This window comes from Streptomyces sp. NPDC002125 (assembly GCF_053593715.1).
The window spans coordinates 80,085-99,932 of sequence record NZ_JBSFDD010000016.1 but is presented as its reverse complement, the minus strand read 5'-3'; the positions used below and the strand labels follow the sequence as shown (position 1 = coordinate 99,932).

Here is a 19,848-nt window from a genome sequence, read left to right as displayed (position 1 = left end):
GGAAGAGGGTACGCGGATACCCGTAAGCCTTTGCATAAAACTGCAATGGTGCGTATAGTCATGCCATCGACGAGGAGGATTTCCGATGGTGGTACGTGCGGCAGTGGCAGGAGCGAGCGGATACGCCGGCGGGGAACTGCTCCGTCTGCTCCTCACCCACCCCGAGGTGGAGATCGGAGCCCTCACCGCCCACTCCAACGCGGGGGAGCGACTCGGCGCCCTGCAGCCGCACCTGAGGCCGCTCGCCGACCGGGTTCTCCAGCCGACCACCGCCGAGGTGCTCGGCGGACACGACGTCGTCTTCCTGGCCCTTCCCCACGGGCAGTCCGCCGCCGTCGCCGAGCAGCTCGGTGAAGAGGTGCTGGTCGTCGACATGGGCGCCGACTTCCGGCTGAAGGACGCCGCCGACTGGGAGAAGTTCTACGGCTCCGAGCACGCCGGCACCTGGCCCTACGGCCTGCCCGAGCTGCCCGGTGCCCGCGCGGCGCTGGAGGGGACCAAGCGCATCGCCGTGCCCGGCTGCTACCCGACCGCCGTCTCCCTGGCGCTCTTCCCGGCGTACGCCGCCGGTCTCGCCGAGGCCGAGGCCGTCGTCGTCGCCGCATCCGGCACCTCCGGCGCGGGCAAGGCGGCCAAGCCGCACCTGCTCGGCTCCGAGGTCATGGGTAACATGACCCCGTACGGCGTCGGTGGCGTCCACCGGCACACCCCCGAGATGATCCAGAACCTCGGCGCCGCCGCCGGCGAGCCCGTCTCCGTGTCCTTCACCCCGACCCTCGCGCCCATGCCCCGCGGCATCCTCGCCACGTGCAGCGCGAAGGCGAAGCAGGGGGTGAGCGCCGAGTCCCTCCGCGCGGTCTACGAGAAGGCGTTCGCCGACGAGCCCTTCGTCGACCTGCTGCCGGAGGGCCAGTGGCCCTCCACCGCCGCCGTGTACGGGTCGAACGCCGTTCAGGTCCAGGTCGCCCACGACGAGGCGGCCGGGCGGATCATCGTGATCAGCGCCATCGACAACCTCGCCAAGGGCACCGCGGGGGGCGCCCTGCAGAGCATGAACATCGCCCTCGGACTTCCCGAGGACACAGGTCTTTCCACGATCGGCGTCGCCCCGTGAGCGACGCATACGCAGCCGCTCGGCTGCGGGCCACGACGAAAGCCGCGCCGCTGCGCTGCGTGGGCGGAGAAGCGAACGAGGAGATGCAGTGAGCGTCACGGCAGCCAAGGGATTCACGGCGGCGGGCATCGCCGCCGGGATCAAGGAGAGCGGCAACCCGGACCTGGCCCTCGTGGTCAACGAAGGCCCCCGCCGCGCCGCGGCCGGCGTCTTCACCTCCAACCGGGTCAAGGCCGCGCCCGTCCTCTGGTCGGAGCAGGTCCTCAAGGGCGGCGAGGTGACCGCCGTCGTCCTCAACTCCGGTGGCGCCAACGCCTGTACGGGGCCCCAGGGCTTCCAGGACACCCACGCCACCGCCGAGAAGGCCGCCGAGGTCCTCAGCGGCCACAGCGCGGGGGAGATCGCGGTCGCCTCGACGGGGCTGATCGGCGTACTCCTGCCCATGGACAAGCTCCTGCCCGGCATCGAGAAGGCGGCAGGGGCCCTCAGCGAGCACGGCGGCGAGAAGGCCGCCATCGCGATCAAGACCACGGACACCGTCCACAAGACCGCCGTCGCGAGCGGCGACGGCTGGACCGTCGGCGGCATGGCCAAGGGCGCGGGCATGCTCGCCCCCGGCCTCGCCACCATGCTGGTCGTCCTCACCACCGACGCCGACGTCGAGGCACCCGCCCTCGACGCCGCGCTGCGCGCCGCGACCCGCACCACCTTCGACCGGGTCGACTCCGACGGCTGCATGTCGACCAACGACACGGTGCTCCTGCTCGCCTCGGGGGCGAGCGGAACCACCCCCGCGCAGGCCGAGTTCGAGCAGGCGGTGCAGAGCGTCTGCGCCGACCTCGCCCGGCAGCTCATCGGCGACGCCGAGGGCGCGTCCAAGGACATCCGGATCGAGGTGGTCAACGCGGCGACCGAGGAGGACGCCGTCGAGGTCGGCCGGAGCATCGCCCGCAACAACCTCCTCAAGTGCGCCATCCACGGTGAGGACCCCAACTGGGGCCGCGTCCTCTCCGCGATCGGCACGACGAAGGCCGCCTTCGAGCCCGACCTGCTGAACGTCGCCATCAACGACGTCTGGGTGTGCAAGAACGGCAGCGTCGGCGAGGACCGCGACCTGGTCGACATGCGCTACCGGGAGGTCCGGATCACCGCGGACCTCGCCGCGGGCGACGAGTCGGCCGTGATCTGGGCCAACGACCTCACCGCCGAGTACGTCCACGAGAACAGCGCGTACAGCTCATGAGCGCCGCGAGGAAGCACACCGCGCTGCCCAAGGCGCAGATCCTCATCGAGGCGCTGCCCTGGCTCACCCGGCACAACGGCAAGACCGTCGTCATCAAGTTCGGCGGCAACGCCATGATCGACGAGGAGCTGAAGGCCGCCTTCGCCCAGGACGTCGTCTTCCTGCGGCACGCCGGCCTCAAGCCCGTCGTCGTGCACGGCGGCGGCCCGCAGATCAGCGCCCAGCTCGACAAACAGGGCCTGGTCAGCGAGTTCAAGGCCGGACTGCGGGTCACCACGCCCGAGGCCATGGACGTCGTGCGCATGGTGCTCGCCGGACAGGTCCAGCGCGAGCTCGTCGGGCTGCTCAACGAGCACGGCCCGCTCGCCGTGGGCATGACGGGCGAGGACGCGCACACGATCACCGCCACCCAGCACCGCCCGATGATCGACGGCGAGTCCGTCGACATCGGCCGGGTCGGTGAGATCACCGAGATCGACACCGGGGCCATCCAGGCGCTGCTGGACGACGGCCGGATCCCGGTCATCTCCTCCATCGCCCGCTCCGCCGACGACAACCACGTCTACAACGTCAACGCCGACACCGCCGCCGCCGCGCTCGCCGCGGCGCTGGGCGCCGAGACGCTGATGGTCCTCACCGACGTCGAGGGCCTCTACGAGGACTGGCCCAACAGCGACGACGTCATCAGCCGCCTCACCGCCACCGAGCTGGAGAAGCTGCTGCCCGACCTCTCCAGCGGCATGGTGCCCAAGATGCAGGGCTGCCTCCACGCCGTACGCAACGGTGTCGAGACCGCCCGTGTCATCGACGGCCGGGTCCAGCACTCGATCCTGCTGGAGATCTTCACCGACGAGGGAATCGGCACCATGGTCGTGCCGGACGCGACAACCGCCGCACAGCCGGCCGCAGAGGGGGAGTCATGAACAACGAGGAGATCACACAGCGCTGGCAGGGTGCGCTGATGGACAACTACGGCACCCCGCAACTGCCTCTGGTGCGCGGCGAGGGCGCCAGGGTGTGGGACGCGGACGGCACCGAGTACCTCGACTTCGTCGGCGGTATCGCGGTCAACGCGCTCGGCCACGCCCACCCCGCGGTGGTCGAGGCCGTGTCCACGCAGATCGCCTCGCTCGGCCATGTCTCCAACCTCTTCACCGCCCAGCCGCCGATCGCGCTCGCCGAACGGCTCCTCCAGCTCTTCGGCCGGAAGGGCAGGGTCTACTTCTGCAACTCCGGCGCCGAGGCCAACGAGGCCGCCTTCAAGATCGGCCGGCTCACCGGGCGTACGCACATGGTCGCCACCCACGGCGGCTTCCACGGCCGGACGATGGGCAGCCTCGCCCTGACCGGCCAGCCCGGCAAGCGCACCCCGTTCCTGCCGCTGCCCGGCGACGTCACCCACGTGCCGTACGGCGACATCGAGGCGCTGCGGGCCGCCGTGACGACCGACACCGCGCTGCTGATCATCGAGCCGGTGCAGGGCGAGATCGGCGTCGTCGTACCGCCCAAGGGCTATCTGGAAGCGGCCAGGGAGATCACCCGGGCCACCGGAACGCTGCTCGTCCTGGACGAGGTGCAGACCGGGATCGGCCGCTGTGGCACCTGGTTCGAGTACCAGGCCCACCAGGGTGTCGAGCCGGACCTGGTCACGCTCGCCAAGGGCCTCGGCGGCGGACTGCCGATCGGCGCCACCGTCGCCTTCGGTGACGCCGCCGACCTGCTGAAGCCCGGTCAGCACGGCACGACGTTCGGCGGCAACCCCGTCGCCTGCGCCGCCGGTCTCGCGGTGCTGGACACGCTCGCCGCCGACGGCACCCTGGACAACGTGAAGCGGCTCGGCGAGCGGATCAGGGAGGGCGTGGAGGGCCTCGGCCACCCGTTGGTCTCCCACGTACGCGGCTCCGGCCTGCTGCTGGGTATCGTGCTCACCGGGCCCCTCGCACCCCAGGTGCAGCAGGCGGCTCAGGGAGCCGGTCTCCTGGTGAACGCGCCCGCCCCCGACGTCGTGCGGCTCATGCCGCCGCTGATCATCGGTGACGCCGAGGTGGACGCGTTCCTGCGGATTCTGCCGGGAGCTCTCGACGCGGCTTACGGGGACGGACGATCCGGGGAGTGACGATCCGGAGAATGAGGCGACGACGATGACCGAGGCGCAGGACACGGACCACGGCGGGCCGTCGGTGCCGCAGACCCGCACCGCACGCCACCGCAGGATCGTGGACATCCTGAACCGGCAGCCGGTGCGCTCGCAGAGCCAGCTGGCCAGGCTCCTGTCCGACGACGGGCTGAGCGTCACCCAGGCGACGCTCTCGCGCGACCTGGACGAGCTCGGCGCGGTGAAGATCCGCAACACCGGCGGTGAGCTGATCTACGCGGTGCCGAGCGAGGGTGGATTCCGCACCCCGCAGGCACCGCTGGGCGGCTCGGCCAAGGAGGAGCGGATGCGCAGGCTCTCGGCCGAGCTGCTCATCTCCGCGGAGGCCTCGGCCAATCTCGTGGTGCTGCGCACGCCTCCGGGCGCCGCGCAGTTCCTCGCCTCGGCCATCGACCAGGCCGAACTCCAGGCGATCCTCGGCACGATCGCGGGTGACGACACGCTGATGCTGATCAGCCGTGACCCGAACGGCGGCCAGGCGCTGGCCGACCATCTGCTGAGGCTGGCCCAGAACGACCGCTGACCGGCCCTCAGTAGCGGACGATCGCGGTCGGTCCGGACTCCGTACCGACCGCGATGTGCGGGCGGCGGGCCGGATCGGCCCAGGCCAGGATCCGGTCCATCGCGGCCGCCGGCACGGACACACAGCCGGCGGTCGCGCCCTTCCCGTCGACGTGGAGGAAGATCCCGGCGCCCCTGCCCCGCACCGGCCGGTGGTAGTTGAAGCCGATGACGAGCGCGCGGGCGTACTGGGTGGCGTAGTCGACGAGGTGCTCGGACTCCTCCGCGCGGCAGTCGGCGGGCCTCGGCTCGACCCAGCGGTTGTAGGCCGTGGACGCGTTGTCCTGGCACCACCACGAGTCCTCACCGATCCGCCGGTACGGATAGCGGGCCCCCTCCGGGGCCTGACCGGTCCCGAAGGCGTACGGAAGGCCGTACAGGCCGGTGGGCGTGGTGTTCGTGCCCTGTTCGCGGGTCGCGCCCTCGGCCAGCCCGTTCGCCCCGAAGCGGGCGGGCGCCGAACCCGCCGCCACCCAGCCGCCCCCGCGCCGGTCCCACCAGGTGACCGTGCCCGTCGTGGAGCCCGTGCCGGGGGCCTCGGCGGTGATCAGCTGCGTACCGCCGCCGGTGTCGGCCAGCCGCTCCGGAAGAGGAGGCGGCTCCGCGGGCCGGGCGGCGAGCGAACCGGCAAGGGCGAGCAGGACCGAGGCGGTCACGAGAAGTCGGCGCATGCTCCGGACCGTACGGGGCACGGCGGACCGCCCCCACCGCACCTGCTCCGTACGGCCCCGGCGCCTCACCCCGCCGGGGGCGAGGGCATCGCGGGCAGCGGCAGCCCGGGGTCTCGCCGCCCTGCGGGCCTCGCTCCCCGGCCCACCGGTTTTCACCGCCCCGACCAGCAGCTTTGACAAGGCATGCAGACCACTGCATAGTTATGCCATCACGCCGTGAGGCGGACGTACATCCCTTGCACCCCCGAGGAGCACGCAGTGAGCAACGGCACCGGAAACAGCGACGTACGCCTCTGGGGTGGCCGTTTCGCCGATGGTCCGGCCGAGGCGCTGGCCAAGCTGTCCGCGTCCGTCCACTTCGACTGGCGGCTCGCGCCGTACGACATCGCGGGCTCCCGTGCCCACGCGCGTGTCCTCACCAAGGCGGGGCTGCTGACCGACGACGAGCTGGCCCGCATGATCGAGGGGCTGGACTCGCTCGAAGCCGCGGTCGCCGACGGCTCGTTCACCGGCACCATCGCCGACGAGGACGTCCACACCGCCCTGGAGCGCGGCCTCCTGGAGCGGCTCGGCCCCGACCTCGGCGGCAAGCTGCGGGCCGGCCGGTCCCGCAACGACCAGGTCGCCACGCTCTTCCGGATGTACCTGCGGGACCACGCCCGGATCATCGGCGGGCTGATCGCCGAGCTCCAGGACGCGCTGGTCGGCCTCGCCGAGGCGCACCCCGGTGTGGCCATGCCCGGGCGTACGCACCTCCAGCACGCCCAGCCCGTCCTCTTCGCCCACCACATCCTCGCGCACGTGCAGCCCCTGTCCCGGGACGCCGAGCGGCTGCGGCAGTGGGACGAGCGGACCGCGGTGTCCCCGTACGGCTCCGGCGCGCTGGCCGGCTCCTCGCTCGGGCTGGACCCGGAGGCGGTCGCGGCGGACCTCGGCTTCGAGCGCGGCTCCGTCGCCAACTCGATCGACGGCACGGCGTCCCGTGACTTCGTCGCCGAGTTCGCCTTCATCACCGCGATGATCGGGGTCAACCTCTCCCGCATCGCCGAGGAGATCATCATCTGGAACACGAAGGAGTTCTCCTTCGTCACCCTCCACGACGCCTTCTCCACCGGCTCCTCGATCATGCCGCAGAAGAAGAACCCGGACATCGCCGAGCTGGCGCGCGGCAAGGCCGGCCGCCTCATCGGCAACCTCACCGGGCTGATGGCGACCCTTAAGGCCCTCCCGCTCGCGTACAACCGCGACCTCCAGGAGGACAAGGAGCCGGTCTTCGACGCCTGTGACCAGCTGGAGATCCTGCTCCCCGCCCTCACCGGCATGATGGCCACGCTCACGGTCAACCGGGAGCGCATGGAGGAGCTGGCACCGGCCGGCTTCTCGCTGGCCACGGACATCGCCGAGTGGCTGGTCAAGCAGGGCGTCCCCTTCCGGGTGGCGCACGAGGTCGCGGGCGAGTGCGTGAAGGTGTGCGAGCAGCAGGGCATCGAGCTCGACGAGCTGACGGACGAGCAGTTCGCGAAGATCTCCGAGCACCTCACCCCCGAGGTGCGCTCGGTCCTCAACGTGCCCGGCGCGCTGGCCTCCCGTGACGGCCGGGGTGGGACCGCCCCCTCCGCCGTCGCTGTCCAGCTGGCCGAGGTGAAGGCCGACCTGGTGACGCAGCACGCCTGGGCGACCGCGCGCGGATGATTCACGGGTATCGCGGGCTACGTTGACGGGAAGGCGTTTCGGAACGACCGACCCAGAGGAGCCCGCGATGCCCTTCGCCCGCCTGAACCGAGCGACCACCCCGACCTCCCACATCGGGCTCGGCCTGGCCGCCGTCGGCAGGCCCGGCTACATCACCCCGCACCGTGACCGCGACCTGCCCGGCGACCGCGGCGTCGACGCGCTGCGGGCCCGCACCCACGAGCTCCTGGACGCCGCCTACGCACAGGGCGTCCGCTACTTCGACGCGGCCCGCTCCTACGGCCGCGCCGAGGAGTTCCTCGCCGAGTGGCTCACCGCCCGCCCCGATGTGACGGACGTGGTCGTCGGCAGCAAATGGGGCTACACCTACACCGCCGACTGGAGCACCGACGCCGAGACGCACGAGGTGAAGGACCACAGCCTCGCCTCGTTCGAACGCCAGCGCGCCGAGACCGCCGGACTGCTCGGCGAGCGTCTCGATCTCTACCAGATCCACTCGGTGACCCCGGACAGCCCGGCGCTGAGCGACAAGGAACTGCACGCGCGGCTCGCCGAACTCGCCGCCGCCGGTACCACGGTCGGGTTCTCCGTCAGCGGCCCCGGCCAGGCCGACGCCATCAGGGCCGCCCTGGCGGTGACCGTGGACGGCGAGCCCCTCTTCCGTACCGTCCAGGCCACCTACAACGCCCTGGAGACCTCCGCGGCGTCCGCGCTCGCCGAGGCCCACGACGCGGGGCTCACCGTGATCGTCAAGGAGGTCATGGCCAACGGCCGGCTCGCCGGGACCGAGGCGCCCGCCGCCGTACGGGAGATCGGCGCCGACGCGGGACTGGACGCCGACGCCGTCGCCCTGGCGCTCGCGCTCCACCAGCCGTGGGCCGGAGTCGTCCTCTCCGGTGCGGCCACGGTCACCCAGCTGGCGGCCAACCTGCACGCCCCGCTGCTCGACCTGGACCCCGGCCGCCTCGACCGGCTGGCCGCGCTGGTGGAGGAGCCGGAGGCGTACTGGCGCCACCGCGCGTCACTTCCCTGGAGCTGAGGGCCGAGCCGGCCTGGCTGAGGTGGGGCCGGCCGGCTGTGACGGGGCCCGGCCTCACGCCCAGTCGGCGAGCGCCTCGAAGTCCGCCCGCGCCAGCCCCACCCAGGGGTCGATCCGCCGCAGCAGGGCCCGCCCCGGGTGGTGCGCGGCCACCCAGGCCCTGTCGGGCTCCTTGATCTCGTCGTCGATCCAGGCGAACGGCCTCCCGTCGGCGTACTGGACGACGTACCGCGTCTTCCAGTACGTCCCGTCGGCCGTGACCGCGTGCATCGCGGGCCAGTCGATGTACGGCAGCGGTGGCAGCCCGAGACGCGGCCCGACCCACTCGTTGGCCTCGTCCTTCCAGGTGGTCGCCCAGACGAGTTCGTACCGGACGGCCAGCGCCAGCAGCTCCTCGCCGTGGCCGGGGCTGAGCAGGACGGGCAGCGGGGTTCCCACCGTCCATCCCGTCGGCCGCATCCGGTGGAGCAGATAGCCCTCCGGGGGAGTGGTGCGGGCCAGGGCCGCGTAGGGGTTGAGCGGACCGTCGATGTCGATCAGCAGCAGCGGCTTCATTCGGTGAGGGTGCCCGGTGGACCACGCTCCGCACCGCCGCCGGGTGCCCGGTGCCCGGGTGTAGGCCGTATGCCCGACCCGGTGGGACGCCACTGTCTCATTTGATCTATTGTCGTCTCATGACTCTTGACCGTGAGCAGGTGCTGCGCAGCGCCGCCGCACTGCTGACCCGTAAATCCGCGGCGACCATGGACGAGGTCGCCCGGGCCGCGGGCATCGGCCGCGCCACCCTGCACCGGCACTTCGCCGGGCGGGACGCCCTCGTGGGCGCGCTGGAGAACCTCGGAATCCAGGAGTTCGAAGCCGCCCTGGACGCCGCCGGGCTCGACGAGGGCAGCGCCGAGGACGGGCTTCGGCGGCTGATCGCGGCCGCCGAGCCGAGCGCGGGACTGCTGTCCTTCCTCGTCACGGAGAACCAGCTCTTCGAGGGCGACGACGTCAACGAGGGCTGGAGCCGTCTCGACGCGCGGGTGTCGGCGTTCTTCCGGCGCGGCCAGGAACGCGGCGAGTTCCGGATCGACCTCACCCCGGCCTGGCTGACCGAGGCACTGTACGGCCTGATCAGCAGCTGCGCGTGGTCGGTGCAGACGGGGCGGGTCGCCGCGCAGGACTTCCCCTACATGGTCGTCGAGTTGCTCCTCGGCGGAGCACGCCGGAGCGTGGAGAAATGAGCAGCACCGATCAGCGGGCAGGCATCACGGGCGACACCCACTACCAGGGGCGGTGGATCGCCCTCGCCGTCCTCGTCCTGGCCGTGCTGCTGGTCGCCGTCGACGCCACCGTCCTCGGACTCGCGACCCCCTTCCTCAGCGAGGACCTCGAACCGACCGGCACCCAGCTGCTCTGGATCGGCGACGTCTACTCCTTCGTGATCGCCGGACTCCTTGTTTCCATGGGCAGCCTCGGCGACCGCATCGGCCGCAAGAAGCTGCTGCTGACCGGCGCCACCGCCTTCGGCGCCGTGTCCGTGCTCAACGCCTACGCCACCAGCCCCGAGATGATGATCGTGGCCCGCGCGCTGCTCGGTGTCGCGGGCGCCACCCTGATGCCGTCCACCCTCGCCCTGATCCGCAACCTCTTCCACGACCCGCGCGAGCGCAGCCTCGCCGTCGGCATCTGGGGCGCGATGGCCTCGGCGGGCGCGGCGGTCGGGCCGGTCGTGGGAGGGCTCCTGCTGGAGCACTTCTGGTGGGGTTCGGTCTTCCTGATCAACCTGCCGGTGATGGCCGTCCTGGTGGCCGTCGGCATCAAGATGATCCCCGAGTCGAAGAACCCGGCCCCCGGCCCCTGGGACCTGCCGAGCGTCGGGCTCTCCCTGGTCGGCATGATCGGCGTCGTGTACGCCATCAAGGAGGCCGCCTCACACGGTGTGAGCTGGGGGAACAGCGTGGCGGCCGTCGGCGGGCTGCTGGCCCTCACCTGGTTCGTGCGCCGTCAGCTCAAGCTCCCCGCGCCCCTGCTGGACATGCGCCTCTTCCACCACCGGGGCTTCTCCGGCGCGGTCCTCGCCGATCTGCTGACCATCCTGGGCCTTTCCGGGATCGTCTTCTTCCTCTCCCAGTTCCTGCAACTCGTCCAGGGGCGCGGCCCGCTCGAAGCCGGGCTCGCCGAACTGCCCGCGGCGGTCGGCGCGGTGACCGCCGGTCTCCTGGCGGGAAGGGTGGCACGCCGCTACTCCGTACGCTCCGTCGTCTCCCTCGGGCTCGGAGCGATCGGCGTGTCCCTCGCCGTGGTCACGGTGATCCACAAGGAGACCGGCTACCCCCTGATCGGGGTGCTGCTCCTGGTGGTGGGCGTCGGCGCGGGCTTCGCCTTCACCGTCACCTCCGACGTCATCCTCTCCAGCGTCCCGAAGGAACAGGCCGGCTCGGCGTCGGCCGTCTCCGAGACGGCGTACGAACTCGGCGCGGCCCTCGGCATCGCGCTGCTCGGGTCCGTCGTCACGGGGGTCTACAAGGGATTCGGTACCCCCGAGGGCACCCCGGCCGCTGCCGCCGCTGCCGCACACGAGTCGCTCGGCGGCGCCGTGGAGACGGCCGAGCACCTGCCGGCGGAGCTGGGCGACAGTCTCGTCGTCGCGGCCCAGGAGGCCTTCGTCAACGGACTGCGGGTGTCGGCGGCGGTCGGCGCGGTGGTGCTGCTCGCGACCGCCGTGGCCGCGTGGTTCCTGCTGCGCGACCAGAAGCTGGAGGACGGCATCGTCGCGGACGAGTGAGCCCCGCCGTCCGGCGGGCGGACGGCCGTGTACGGCCCCGGACGTCCTCGCACGGGCTCATGGCCCCGGGCTGACGAGTGGCCACGTCCGGGAAGGCGAAGGGCTCCGGATGTCCGGACGGACGAGTGGCCTGACGTCCGGGAAGGCGAACGCCCCCGGGGCGCCCGGACGGACGAGTGGCCCGGCGCGAACCCGCGCCGGGCCACTGGAACACCCGTCCGGCTCAGGCGGCCTTGGCCTTCGTGGCGTACATGTCGACGTACTCCTGGCCCGACAGCCGCATCACCTCGGTCATCACCGAGTCGGTCACCGCCCGCAGCACATAGCGGTCGCGGTCCATGCCCTCGTAGCGCGAGAACTCCATCGGCTCGCCGAAGCGGACCGTGACCTTGCCCGGGCGGGGCAGTCCGGCGCCGCCCGGCTGAAGCTTGTCCGTGCCGATCATCGCGAAGGGGACCACCGGAGCGCCGGTCATCAGGGTCAGCCGCGCGATACCCGTACGGCCCCGGTAGAGCCGGCCGTCGGGGGATCGGGTGCCCTCGGGGTAGATGGCGAAGGCCTGGCCCTCCTCCAGCACCCGGCGGCCGGTCATGAGCGCCGCCACGCCTCCGCGCCCGCCGTCCCGGTCCACCGGGATCATGCCGCAGCCCGTGAAGAACCAGGCCATGAGCCGGCCCTTGATCCCCTTGCCGGTGACGTACTCGTCCTTGCCGATGTAGAACACCGGCCGGTCGCAGCAGATCGGCATGATCATCGAGTCGATGAACGTCAGATGGTTGCCCGCGAGGATCACCGGCCCGTCACCCGGGATGTTCTCGGCGCCCTCCACCTGTGGCCGGAAGAGCAGGCGCAGGATCGGTCCGAGCACTGCCTTGATGACCGTGAGTCGGGACAACGCTTCCTCCGGTGTCGTGGCCGGGCGGCCGGTGCGGGTGTTCACGAGGGTCTGTGCAGGTGAGGACGATACTCGCGGGCCCCGCCTCCACGCACATCGGGTTCACCGACCCGATACGCAGTGTTGACGTGTGTTTCCGCCATGTTCGTCCACGGGCCGCCCCACCGATGGCGTAGCTGCCTACGATCAAGCCTCCCCAGAAGGTGCCGGACATCACATGCGAGGAGCATTCATGACAGAGCGCGCGCAGACTGCACCCGGACGGCGGACCCTCCTCGGGGCGGCCGTCCTCGGTACGGCGGCCCTCGGACTGTCCGGGACGGCGCACGCCGCCACGGCCGGCACCACGCGGGGCGGTGGCCACGGCTCCTACCGGGACCTGCCCGTCCCCACCGTCATAGGCCACCGCGGCGCCAGCGGCTACCGGCCCGAGCACACCCTCGGCTCCTACCAGCTGGCCCTGGACATGGGCGCGCACATCGTCGAGCAGGACCTCGTGCCGACCAAGGACGGCCACCTCGTCTGCCGCCACGAGAACGACATCACCGGGACCACGGACGTCGCCGAGCACCCCGAGTTCGCGAACCGCAAGGCCACCAAGCAGGTCGACGGGGTGTCGCTCACCGGCTGGTTCACCGAGGACTTCACCCTCGCCGAGCTCAAGACCCTCCGGGCGAAGGAGCGCATCCCCGGCACCCGCCAGGAGAACACGCTCTACGACGGGCGCTGGGAGATCCCCACCTTCGAGGAGGTCCTGCGCTGGGCCGACGAGCAGGGCCGTAAGAGGGGCAAGCCCGTCTGGCTCTACGTCGAGACCAAGCACCCCTCCTACTTCCGGGGACTCGGGCTCGGCCTGGAGGAGCCGCTCGCCCGTCTGCTGCGCCGCCACGGCCGGCACCGCGCGGACTCCCCGCTGATCCTCCAGTCCTTCGAGCCCAGCTCCGTGCAGCGGCTGTCGAAGCTCGTCGCGACCCCCCGGGTGGTCCTGCTGTCCGGGCCGAAGGAGCGACCCTGGGACTTCGTGGAGGCCGGCGACCCCCGCACCGTCGCCGATCTGGTGAAGCCCGCCGGGCTGAAGTGGATCGCGTCGTTCGCCCAGGGCATCGGCCCCACGCTCGACCTGGTCATCCCCAAGGACGCCGCGGGCAGGCTGACCACCCCCACGACCCTGGTCGCCGACGCGCACGCCCGGGGCCTGATCCTGCACCCCTACACCCTGCGCAACGAGAACTCCTTCCTGCCGGCGGACTTCCGGCGCGGCACGGACCCGAACGCGTACGGCGACGCGTTCGGCGCCCTGCGGGCGTACTTCGAGGCGGGCATCGACGGGGTGTTCTCCGACAACCCGGACACCGCCCTGCTCGCCGCGGCCGACTTCGCCAAGGACTGACGACGTCAGCCTCCCGGCCGGGGTGCCCCGGACGGGTGGAGCTCTCCGCGTGCGGCAACCGGCCACGCGCGGGGAGCGTTGACGGGGCATGACTCTTCTTGATCATGCCCCAGTGGCAACGACCGGGGCCCCGCCCGGGGTGTCCGCGGAGGCCCTCGCCCAGGCCCCGCCCGGGCTGTCCCCGGAGGTCCCGGCCCGGGTCCCGCCCGGGCTGTCCCCGGAGGCCCTGGCCCAGGCCCCGCCCGGGGTGTCCTCCTTACCCTCGGCCGGTACACCCGCCGAGGCGGAGGGCGACGGCGGGCGGGCGGTCGTCCACGCCCTGCACGCGCTCGTGCGCGCGGAGGCGAGGGCCGAGGCCCAGGCCGCCGGTGCCGAGGCCGCCGACCTGGAACAGGCGGTGTGGGTGCGGCTGCTGGAACGCCGGACCGGGTCCGGCATGCCCGAGGACCCCGCCCGCTGGGTCCGCGCGGCCGTACGGGCCGAGGCGCGCACCGCCCGCCGAAGGGCCAGGCGCGAGCGCGCCTACACCGGGGGCGAGTCCCCGCCCGACTGGACCGGCTGCCCCGAGCGCATCGCCGTCGGGGCCGACGAACGCCGGGCGCTGCGCACCGCGGTGGGCCGGCTGCCGGGCAGGTGCCCCCGCTTACTGGAGGCGATGCTGGCTCCCCACGATCCGACCTACCGTGAGATCGCAGGGGAGTTGGGTATGTCACAGGGCAGTTTGGGTCCTATGCGTTCCCGATGCCTGGGATGTCTGCGCAGAATGCTCGCGGCGGAGGTTGTAGCTCCTGAACTGCGGGGAAAGGAGCGGTAGACAACCGGCGGACCAGGTGAGCGGGAGGCATGCACACATGGGCATGAGCGTGACCATCTCGGCGGCGACAGCACAGGACGTCGAGCACATCTTCAGACTCCAGTACCTCTGCTTCCAGAGCGAGGCGGAGCTCTACGGCAACTACCGGATCGATCCACTCGTCCAGACCCTCGACTCCGTCCGCGACGAAGTCGCCACGGACCTGGTGTTCGTGGCCCGGCTCGGCGAGGAAGTCGTCGGTTCCGTGCGCGGCTTCACCGACGAGGACGGCGCCGGACGGATCGGGAAGCTCTGCGTCCACCCCCGGCTCCGCAACCACGGTCTCGGCACCCGGCTCCTGCGGGCCGTCGAATCGGGCCTGGCGGACGGCCGTTCGGCCACCCGCTTCCGGCTGCACACCGGCGAGCGCAGCGAGGGAAACCTGCGGCTCTACCGCAAGGCCGGTTACGCCCTGGTCGGCAACGCCACCGGAGGCGACGGCGTCAGACTGGTGCTGCTGGAGAAGGAGGCCACCGCACCGGCGTACGTGGCCAGTGCCTGAACCGCTCCTGTGAGGCCCGGTGTCACGCGGTCCGCGCGCGGCGCAGCCACATCATCCCGGTGACCGGAAGGATCACCGGGATGAACAGGTAGCCCATGCCGAATCCCGACCACACCGTGCTGTCCGGGAACGCGGACGGCTCGACCAGCGTCCAGGTGCCGACGATCAGCACACCCGCGAGCTCGGCGGCGCAGCACATCAGCGCCGCCCTGCGCGCCTTCTCCCCGCCGCGCACCAGCGAGTAGGTGATGAAGCCGTATACGACCGCGGCGAGGGCCGAAAGCACATACGCGAGCGGCGCCTTCTCGAAGTCCAGGATCATCTCGACGATCGAGCGGGACGCGGCGGCCACCGTGAACACGCCGTAGAACCACACCAGCACCCGGCCGGGCCCGGTGCCCAGCTCGAACTGCTGCTTCTGCCGCGGGGCAGGCGTCTGTGCGCGGTCGGTGTCGCTCATGGTCAGTTTCCCCAGATGTCGTAGAGCCGCACTTCGAGGACGGCGAGCACGACCGCGCCGGCCGCCACCGTCACCGAACCCCAGCGGGTCCGCTCCGACAGCGAGAGAAAGCCCGCCGCGGGCACGGCCGCGAAGGCGCCGATCAGATAGGCGATGAAGATCGTCATGCCCTGTTCCGGTCGCTCACCCCGCGCGAGCTGCACGATTCCCACGAACAGCTGCGCCAGCGCCAGGACGGAGACGACCGCCATCCCGATGAAATGCCAGTCCTTCGTGGGCTGGTCCCGGTAGGCGGCGAGTCCGCACCAGGCGGCGAGGGCGAGCGCGGTCACGGCGACCGCGACCGTCAGGGCGTCAAGCATGAGCCGAGGGTATTACGGACGGCGGGAGCCGCCGCGTGCGGGCCCGGCGCCGGCGCGGGGGTGGCCCGGCAGTGGAACGGTGCCGGGGCGGGCCCCGGGATCGTGGCCTTTGCCACAGCGTGCCCACAGTGTGAGCACCCGGCCCTTGGCGCACAGGCCGGATGTACCCAGCGTTTACGCAGGTCGGAGCGGTATTCTCCGGCATTCCGGCACGCGCCGCACACCCTCCGGACCGTCCGCTATCCGGACACCTCGGTTCGGCGGAACGTTACGTCTGTTTTACTTGGGCCATGACCACGACGAGCTACCGCAGCCCTGCGACCGAGGCGATCACCGCGCCCGGTGCTCGTTGTATGTGTCGAATGCGCGCCTTCTGAGGGCCCCCGCCTGAGCCTCGCGCCCCGAAGCGAGACCGAGCCCGGTGCCGTCCGTATCCAGCGGACCGAGCCCGCCCGGCTCCCTGCCCTTCCCGGCCTTCCGCCGGTCCGGGCCCATGCAGAGACTCCCACCGGTCGACCACTGAGAACAGTCTCGACAGACGAATGCCCCGTGCCCGGCGGACACCGCGCCGTGCACTCGACAGTGACGGAAACCCTGTGATCACCACTTCGGGCCTCACGAAGGTCTACCAGTCACGCGGCCGTGAGGTCACCGCCCTGGACGGCGTGGACCTGCACGTCCGCGAGGGCGAGGTCTACGGCGTCATCGGACAGAGCGGCGCCGGCAAGTCCTCCCTCATCCGCTGCGTCAACCTCCTCGAACGCCCCACGTCGGGCACCGTGACCGTCGCCGGCCAGGACCTCACCGCCCTCGCCGGCCGCGGCCGGCGCGCGGGCAAGGAGCTCCGCCAGGCGCGCAGCCGCATCGGCATGGTCTTCCAGCACTTCAACCTGCTGGACTCGCGCACCGTCCGGGACAACGTCGAGCTGCCCCTGGAGATCCTCGGGGTCTCCGGCCAGGCACGCACCCGCAAGGCCCTGGAGCTCCTCGACCTGGTCGGCCTCGCCGACAAGGCGAAGGCCTACCCCGGGCAGCTCTCCGGAGGCCAGAAGCAGCGCGTCGGCATCGCCCGCGCCCTGGCGGGCGACCCCAAGGTGCTGCTCTCGGACGAGGCGACCTCCGCCCTCGACCCCGAGACGACCCGCTCCATCCTCCAGCTCCTGCGCGACCTCAACCAGGAGCTCGGCCTCACCGTCCTGCTCATCACACACGAGATGGACGTCGTCAAGACCGTCTGCGACTCCGCCGCGCTGATGAAGAAGGGCCGCGTCGTCGAGGCGGGCACGGTCGGCGAACTGCTGGCCACCCCCGGCTCCGAGCTGGCCCACACGCTGTTCCCCGTCGGCGGCTCCCCCTCCGCCCCCGACCGCACCGTCGTCGACGTCACCTTCCACGGCGAGGCCGCCGCCCGCCCGGTGATCTCGCAGCTCTCCCGGACGTACAACATCGACATCTCGATCCTGGGCGCCGCGATGGACACCGTCGGCGGCAAGCAGATCGGCCGCATGCGCATCGAGCTGCCCGGCCACTTCGACGAGAACGTCGTCCCGATCGGCTTCCTGCGCGAGCAGGGCCTCCAGGCCGAGGTCGTGAACGGCGACCCCGCCGCCGTACCCGCCCAGACCCCCGCACCGCTCACCAAGGAGGTGGCGAAGTGACCTGGTCCGAAATGCAGCCACTGCTCACGCAGGGAACCATCGACACCCTCTACATGGTGCTCTGGTCCACGCTCGTCACCGTCGCGGGCGGCCTGCCGCTCGGCATCCTGCTCGTCCTCACCGACAAGGGCGGACTGCTGCAGAACACCGTGGTGAACAAGGTCATCGGCGTGATCGTGAACATCGGCCGCTCGCTGCCGTTCATCATCCTGCTGATCGCCCTGATCCCCTTCACCACCTGGGTCGTCGGCACCTTCATCGGCCCCTCCGCGATGATCGTGCCGCTCGCCGTGGGCGCCATCCCCTTCTTCGCGCGCCTCGTCGAGACGGCCGTGCGCGAGGTCGACCACGGGCTCGTCGAGGCCGTCCAGTCGATGGGCGGATCGATCCCCACGATCGTCCGCAAGGTCCTGCTGCCGCAGGCCCTGCCCTCCCTGGTCTCCGGCGTCACCACCACCGTCATCGTCCTCATCGGCTACTCCGCGATGGCCGGCGCGGTCGGCGGCGAAGGGCTGGGCTCCAAGGCGATCACGTACGGATTCCAGCGCTTCGACGACCAGTTCATGCTCATCACCGTCGCGCTGCTGATCGTCATCGTGACCGTGGTCCAGCTCATCGGCGACGGTGCCGTGCGGCTGCTGGCCCGCCGGGGCCGGACCGCCTCCTGAACCTCATCTCCCCATGAAGCCCGAACTCCTTGTCCGGGCGCACCACCATCACCACCGGAAAGAGGCACTCTTCGTGCGTAAGAACATCAAGATCACCGCTGCCGCAGCCGCCACCGCCGCTCTGGCCTTCGGGCTCAGCGCCTGCGGAACCGACTCCGACCCGGCCTCCAAGAGCGAGTCCGGCGCGAGTGCGGACAGCTCCAAGGCGCTCGTCGTCGCCGCGTCCCCGACGCCGCACGCCGACATCCTGAACTTCGTCAAGGACAACCTGGCGGAGAAGGCCGGCCTCAAGCTGGAGGTGAAGGAGTTCACGGACTACGTCCTGCCGAACACCGCCACCGAGAACGGCCAGGTCGACGCCAACTTCTTCCAGCACAAGCCCTACCTGGACGACTTCAACAAGAAGAACAACACCCACATCGTCCCGGTGGTGAACGTCCACCTGGAGCCCCTCGGCCTCTACTCCAAGACGGTCAAGGACCTCAAGGACATCAAGGCCGGCCAGACCATCGCCGTCCCGAACGACACCACCAACGAGGGCCGCGCGCTCCAGCTGCTCGCCGACAACGGGCTGATCACCGTCAAGGACGGCGTCGGCACCAACGCCAAGCTCAGCGACATCACGGACAAGAAGGGCCTGGAGTTCAAGGAGATCGAGGCCGCGACCGTGCCCCGTGCCCTGGACGACGTCGACGCCGCCGTCATCAACGGCAACTACGCGATCGAGGCCGACCTCCAGCCGGCCAAGGACTCCCTCGCCCTGGAGAGCGCCGACAGCAACCCGTACGCCAACCTCCTCGCCGTCAAGGAGGGCAACGAGAAGGACGCCCGCGTCCAGAAGCTCGTGAAGCTCCTGAACTCCGACGAGGTCAAGAAGTTCATCGAGGACACCTACAAGGGCTCGATCATCCCCGCCTTCGGCGAGCCCGCCAAGTCCTGACCCCCGGGCGCCACTTGCCCCGCGAGCCCCGCACACCCCCTCCGGGTGTGCGGGGCTCCGCCGTGCCCACCCGGCCATGCACATCATCGGCCCGATGCTGCATGCTGTGTCTCTACACGGTCTTCGGCATGGAGCTGCGCATGACTCTCACCTTCCCGTCCATCTCCATCAGCACGGACAGGTTGGTGCTGCGCCCCTTCGACATGGCCGACGTGCCGGCGTACATCGAGATGATGAACGACGAGCTGGTCACGGCCTGGACCGACGCCCCCCACCCCTACACCCAGGTCGACGCCGAACGCTGGGTCCGCAGGATCGCCCCGGCCGAGCGCACCCAGGGCGGCGGGATCGTCTTCGCCGTGACCGAGTTCCTCACCCAGCGGCTCGTCGGCTCCGTACGGCTCCTCAACACCGACCGGCGCACCCTGGCCACCGAGGTCCGTTACATCACCGCCCCCTGGGCGCGCGGTGAGGGATACGCCACCGAGGCCGTGCTGGCCGTCGCCGAGTGGCTCTTCCGCGACCAGGGCTTCGAACGCATCGAGCTGCGCACCCCCGCGGGCAACACCGCCTCCCAGCAGGTCGCCCAGAAGCTGGGCTGCATCAGCGAGGGCGTCCTGCGCAACGCCCGCATAGCCCGTACCCGGACCGAGAACGGCACCGACGGCGGCTGGACCGACATCAGGACCGACCTCATCGTGTGGGGGCTCCTGCCCGAGGACCTGGAGGGCGTCGCCGAACAGCTGGCCGACGCGGGCGGCTACGGCACGTACAACGACTGGAACTGACGCCCTCCCCGGGCCCGGGGAGCCCCCGGCAGGGCGTTGGTACGGACCGGATACGCTCACCCTTGCTCCGCGCACCCCGCGGGGACC

General features: G+C 71.2%; 21 protein-coding genes. 16 read left to right on the top strand and 5 right to left on the bottom strand.

What is annotated here, in order from left to right:
• The first annotated feature begins 85 nt into the window (after window positions 1-85).
• The 5 genes from argC (at window position 86) to ACWCQM_RS25380 (ending at window position 5,035) form a co-directional block, all read left to right on the top strand.
• Entirely contained in the window at window positions 86-1,114 is a 1,029-nt protein-coding gene (gene argC / locus ACWCQM_RS25400) for an N-acetyl-gamma-glutamyl-phosphate reductase (RefSeq protein WP_450917439.1), read from the top strand.
• An 88-nt stretch (window positions 1,115-1,202) separates the two neighbouring features.
• Window positions 1,203-2,357, top strand: coding sequence for a bifunctional glutamate N-acetyltransferase/amino-acid acetyltransferase ArgJ (gene argJ, locus ACWCQM_RS25395; RefSeq protein ID WP_450917438.1), 1,155 nt, complete (start codon window positions 1,203-1,205; stop codon window positions 2,355-2,357).
• A complete protein-coding gene (argB, locus tag ACWCQM_RS25390; RefSeq protein WP_450917437.1) occupies window positions 2,354-3,280 on the top strand; it encodes an acetylglutamate kinase in 927 nt (308 codons plus the stop codon). The genes argJ and argB overlap by 4 nt, the downstream gene beginning before the upstream one ends.
• A complete protein-coding gene (locus ACWCQM_RS25385; RefSeq protein ID WP_450917436.1) occupies window positions 3,277-4,473 on the top strand; it encodes an acetylornithine transaminase in 1,197 nt (398 codons plus the stop codon). The genes argB and ACWCQM_RS25385 overlap by 4 nt, the downstream gene beginning before the upstream one ends.
• A 25-nt stretch (window positions 4,474-4,498) precedes the next feature.
• Window positions 4,499-5,035, top strand: coding sequence for an arginine repressor (locus tag ACWCQM_RS25380; protein ID WP_073751528.1), 537 nt, complete (start codon window positions 4,499-4,501; stop codon window positions 5,033-5,035).
• A 7-nt stretch (window positions 5,036-5,042) separates the two neighbouring features.
• Here ACWCQM_RS25380 and ACWCQM_RS25375 read toward each other — a convergent pair whose 3' ends face one another.
• Window positions 5,043-5,744: a L,D-transpeptidase family protein gene (locus ACWCQM_RS25375; RefSeq protein WP_450917435.1), complete on the bottom strand. Its 702-nt coding sequence runs from the start codon at window positions 5,742-5,744 to the stop codon at window positions 5,043-5,045.
• Between the two features lie 258 nt (window positions 5,745-6,002).
• On the opposite strand from ACWCQM_RS25375, the gene argH reads away from it, so the two are divergent.
• The gene (gene argH / locus ACWCQM_RS25370) at window positions 6,003-7,436 is read left to right on the top strand and encodes an argininosuccinate lyase (protein WP_450917434.1); all 1,434 of its coding nucleotides are present in this window, start codon (window positions 6,003-6,005) and stop codon (window positions 7,434-7,436) included.
• Window positions 7,437-7,503: 67 nt separating this feature from the next.
• Complete coding sequence (locus ACWCQM_RS25365; RefSeq protein WP_450917433.1) at window positions 7,504-8,475, top strand: aldo/keto reductase; 972 nt, start codon at window positions 7,504-7,506, stop codon at window positions 8,473-8,475.
• A gap of 54 nt (window positions 8,476-8,529) precedes the next feature.
• On the opposite strand, the gene ACWCQM_RS25360 is transcribed toward ACWCQM_RS25365, so the two are convergent.
• Window positions 8,530-9,030 carry a hypothetical protein gene (locus tag ACWCQM_RS25360; RefSeq protein WP_450917432.1) on the bottom strand — a complete coding sequence of 167 codons (501 nt, stop codon included), beginning with the start codon at window positions 9,028-9,030 and terminating at the stop codon, window positions 8,530-8,532.
• A 119-nt stretch (window positions 9,031-9,149) separates the two neighbouring features.
• Between ACWCQM_RS25360 and ACWCQM_RS25355 the strand changes: the two genes are divergently transcribed.
• Window positions 9,150-9,701, top strand: a complete 552-nt coding sequence (locus tag ACWCQM_RS25355; protein WP_450917431.1) for a TetR/AcrR family transcriptional regulator — start codon at window positions 9,150-9,152, stop codon at window positions 9,699-9,701.
• Window positions 9,698-11,245, top strand: coding sequence for an MFS transporter (locus ACWCQM_RS25350; protein WP_450917430.1), 1,548 nt, complete (start codon window positions 9,698-9,700; stop codon window positions 11,243-11,245). Before ACWCQM_RS25355 ends, ACWCQM_RS25350 begins: the two co-directional genes overlap by 4 nt.
• Before the next feature lie 223 nt (window positions 11,246-11,468).
• Here the strand turns inward: ACWCQM_RS25350 and ACWCQM_RS25345 are convergent, their stop codons facing one another.
• Window positions 11,469-12,140, bottom strand: a complete 672-nt coding sequence (locus ACWCQM_RS25345; protein WP_267076747.1) for a lysophospholipid acyltransferase family protein — start codon at window positions 12,138-12,140, stop codon at window positions 11,469-11,471.
• Between the two features lie 232 nt (window positions 12,141-12,372).
• On the opposite strand from ACWCQM_RS25345, the gene ACWCQM_RS25340 reads away from it, so the two are divergent.
• From ACWCQM_RS25340 to ACWCQM_RS25330, 3 genes are all read left to right on the top strand, one after another.
• The gene (locus ACWCQM_RS25340) at window positions 12,373-13,530 is read left to right on the top strand and encodes a glycerophosphodiester phosphodiesterase (protein ID WP_450917429.1); all 1,158 of its coding nucleotides are present in this window, start codon (window positions 12,373-12,375) and stop codon (window positions 13,528-13,530) included.
• 319 nt (window positions 13,531-13,849) lie between these two features.
• On the top strand, window positions 13,850-14,344 hold the full coding sequence (locus tag ACWCQM_RS25335) for a sigma-70 family RNA polymerase sigma factor (protein WP_450917514.1): 495 nt from the start codon (window positions 13,850-13,852) through the stop codon (window positions 14,342-14,344).
• 37 nt (window positions 14,345-14,381) lie between these two features.
• Window positions 14,382-14,885, top strand: coding sequence for a GNAT family N-acetyltransferase (locus ACWCQM_RS25330; RefSeq protein WP_267076749.1), 504 nt, complete (start codon window positions 14,382-14,384; stop codon window positions 14,883-14,885).
• A gap of 22 nt (window positions 14,886-14,907) precedes the next feature.
• Here ACWCQM_RS25330 and ACWCQM_RS25325 read toward each other — a convergent pair whose 3' ends face one another.
• Window positions 14,908-15,345 (bottom strand): hypothetical protein, encoded by a 438-nt coding sequence (locus ACWCQM_RS25325; RefSeq protein ID WP_450917428.1) that lies wholly within the window; start codon window positions 15,343-15,345, stop codon window positions 14,908-14,910.
• Between the two features lie 2 nt (window positions 15,346-15,347).
• Entirely contained in the window at window positions 15,348-15,707 is a 360-nt protein-coding gene (locus tag ACWCQM_RS25320; RefSeq protein ID WP_073751551.1) for a hypothetical protein, read from the bottom strand.
• A 596-nt stretch (window positions 15,708-16,303) separates the two neighbouring features.
• Here ACWCQM_RS25320 and ACWCQM_RS25315 point away from each other — a divergent pair.
• From ACWCQM_RS25315 to ACWCQM_RS25300, 4 genes are all read left to right on the top strand, one after another.
• A complete protein-coding gene (locus ACWCQM_RS25315; RefSeq protein ID WP_450917427.1) occupies window positions 16,304-17,365 on the top strand; it encodes a methionine ABC transporter ATP-binding protein in 1,062 nt (353 codons plus the stop codon).
• Entirely contained in the window at window positions 17,362-18,033 is a 672-nt protein-coding gene (locus ACWCQM_RS25310) for a methionine ABC transporter permease (RefSeq protein ID WP_450917426.1), read from the top strand. The genes ACWCQM_RS25315 and ACWCQM_RS25310 overlap by 4 nt, the downstream gene beginning before the upstream one ends.
• A gap of 73 nt (window positions 18,034-18,106) precedes the next feature.
• On the top strand, window positions 18,107-18,973 hold the full coding sequence (locus ACWCQM_RS25305; RefSeq protein WP_450917425.1) for a MetQ/NlpA family ABC transporter substrate-binding protein: 867 nt from the start codon (window positions 18,107-18,109) through the stop codon (window positions 18,971-18,973).
• 101 nt (window positions 18,974-19,074) lie between these two features.
• A complete protein-coding gene (locus tag ACWCQM_RS25300) occupies window positions 19,075-19,761 on the top strand; it encodes a GNAT family N-acetyltransferase (protein WP_450917424.1) in 687 nt (228 codons plus the stop codon).
• Window positions 19,762-19,848: the final 87 nt, after the last annotated feature.

What these genes read in the sequence shown, in the direction of transcription:
- argC (WP_450917439.1), top strand. Translation starts at nt 86, where the DNA reads ATGGTGGTACGTGCGGCAGTGGCAGGAGCGAGCGGATACGCCGGCGGG.
- argB (WP_450917437.1), top strand. Translation starts at nt 2,354, where the DNA reads ATGAGCGCCGCGAGGAAGCACACCGCGCTGCCCAAGGCGCAGATCCTC.
- ACWCQM_RS25385 (WP_450917436.1), top strand. Translation starts at nt 3,277, where the DNA reads ATGAACAACGAGGAGATCACACAGCGCTGGCAGGGTGCGCTGATGGAC.
- ACWCQM_RS25380 (WP_073751528.1), top strand. Translation starts at nt 4,499, where the DNA reads ATGACCGAGGCGCAGGACACGGACCACGGCGGGCCGTCGGTGCCGCAG.
- ACWCQM_RS25375 (WP_450917435.1), bottom strand. Translation starts at nt 5,744, where the DNA reads ATGCGCCGACTTCTCGTGACCGCCTCGGTCCTGCTCGCCCTTGCCGGT.
- ACWCQM_RS25365 (WP_450917433.1), top strand. Translation starts at nt 7,504, where the DNA reads ATGCCCTTCGCCCGCCTGAACCGAGCGACCACCCCGACCTCCCACATC.
- ACWCQM_RS25360 (WP_450917432.1), bottom strand. Translation starts at nt 9,030, where the DNA reads ATGAAGCCGCTGCTGCTGATCGACATCGACGGTCCGCTCAACCCCTAC.
- ACWCQM_RS25355 (WP_450917431.1), top strand. Translation starts at nt 9,150, where the DNA reads ATGACTCTTGACCGTGAGCAGGTGCTGCGCAGCGCCGCCGCACTGCTG.
- ACWCQM_RS25350 (WP_450917430.1), top strand. Translation starts at nt 9,698, where the DNA reads ATGAGCAGCACCGATCAGCGGGCAGGCATCACGGGCGACACCCACTAC.
- ACWCQM_RS25340 (WP_450917429.1), top strand. Translation starts at nt 12,373, where the DNA reads ATGACAGAGCGCGCGCAGACTGCACCCGGACGGCGGACCCTCCTCGGG.
- ACWCQM_RS25330 (WP_267076749.1), top strand. Translation starts at nt 14,382, where the DNA reads ATGGGCATGAGCGTGACCATCTCGGCGGCGACAGCACAGGACGTCGAG.
- ACWCQM_RS25325 (WP_450917428.1), bottom strand. Translation starts at nt 15,345, where the DNA reads ATGAGCGACACCGACCGCGCACAGACGCCTGCCCCGCGGCAGAAGCAG.
- ACWCQM_RS25320 (WP_073751551.1), bottom strand. Translation starts at nt 15,707, where the DNA reads ATGCTTGACGCCCTGACGGTCGCGGTCGCCGTGACCGCGCTCGCCCTC.
- ACWCQM_RS25300 (WP_450917424.1), top strand. Translation starts at nt 19,075, where the DNA reads ATGCTGTGTCTCTACACGGTCTTCGGCATGGAGCTGCGCATGACTCTC.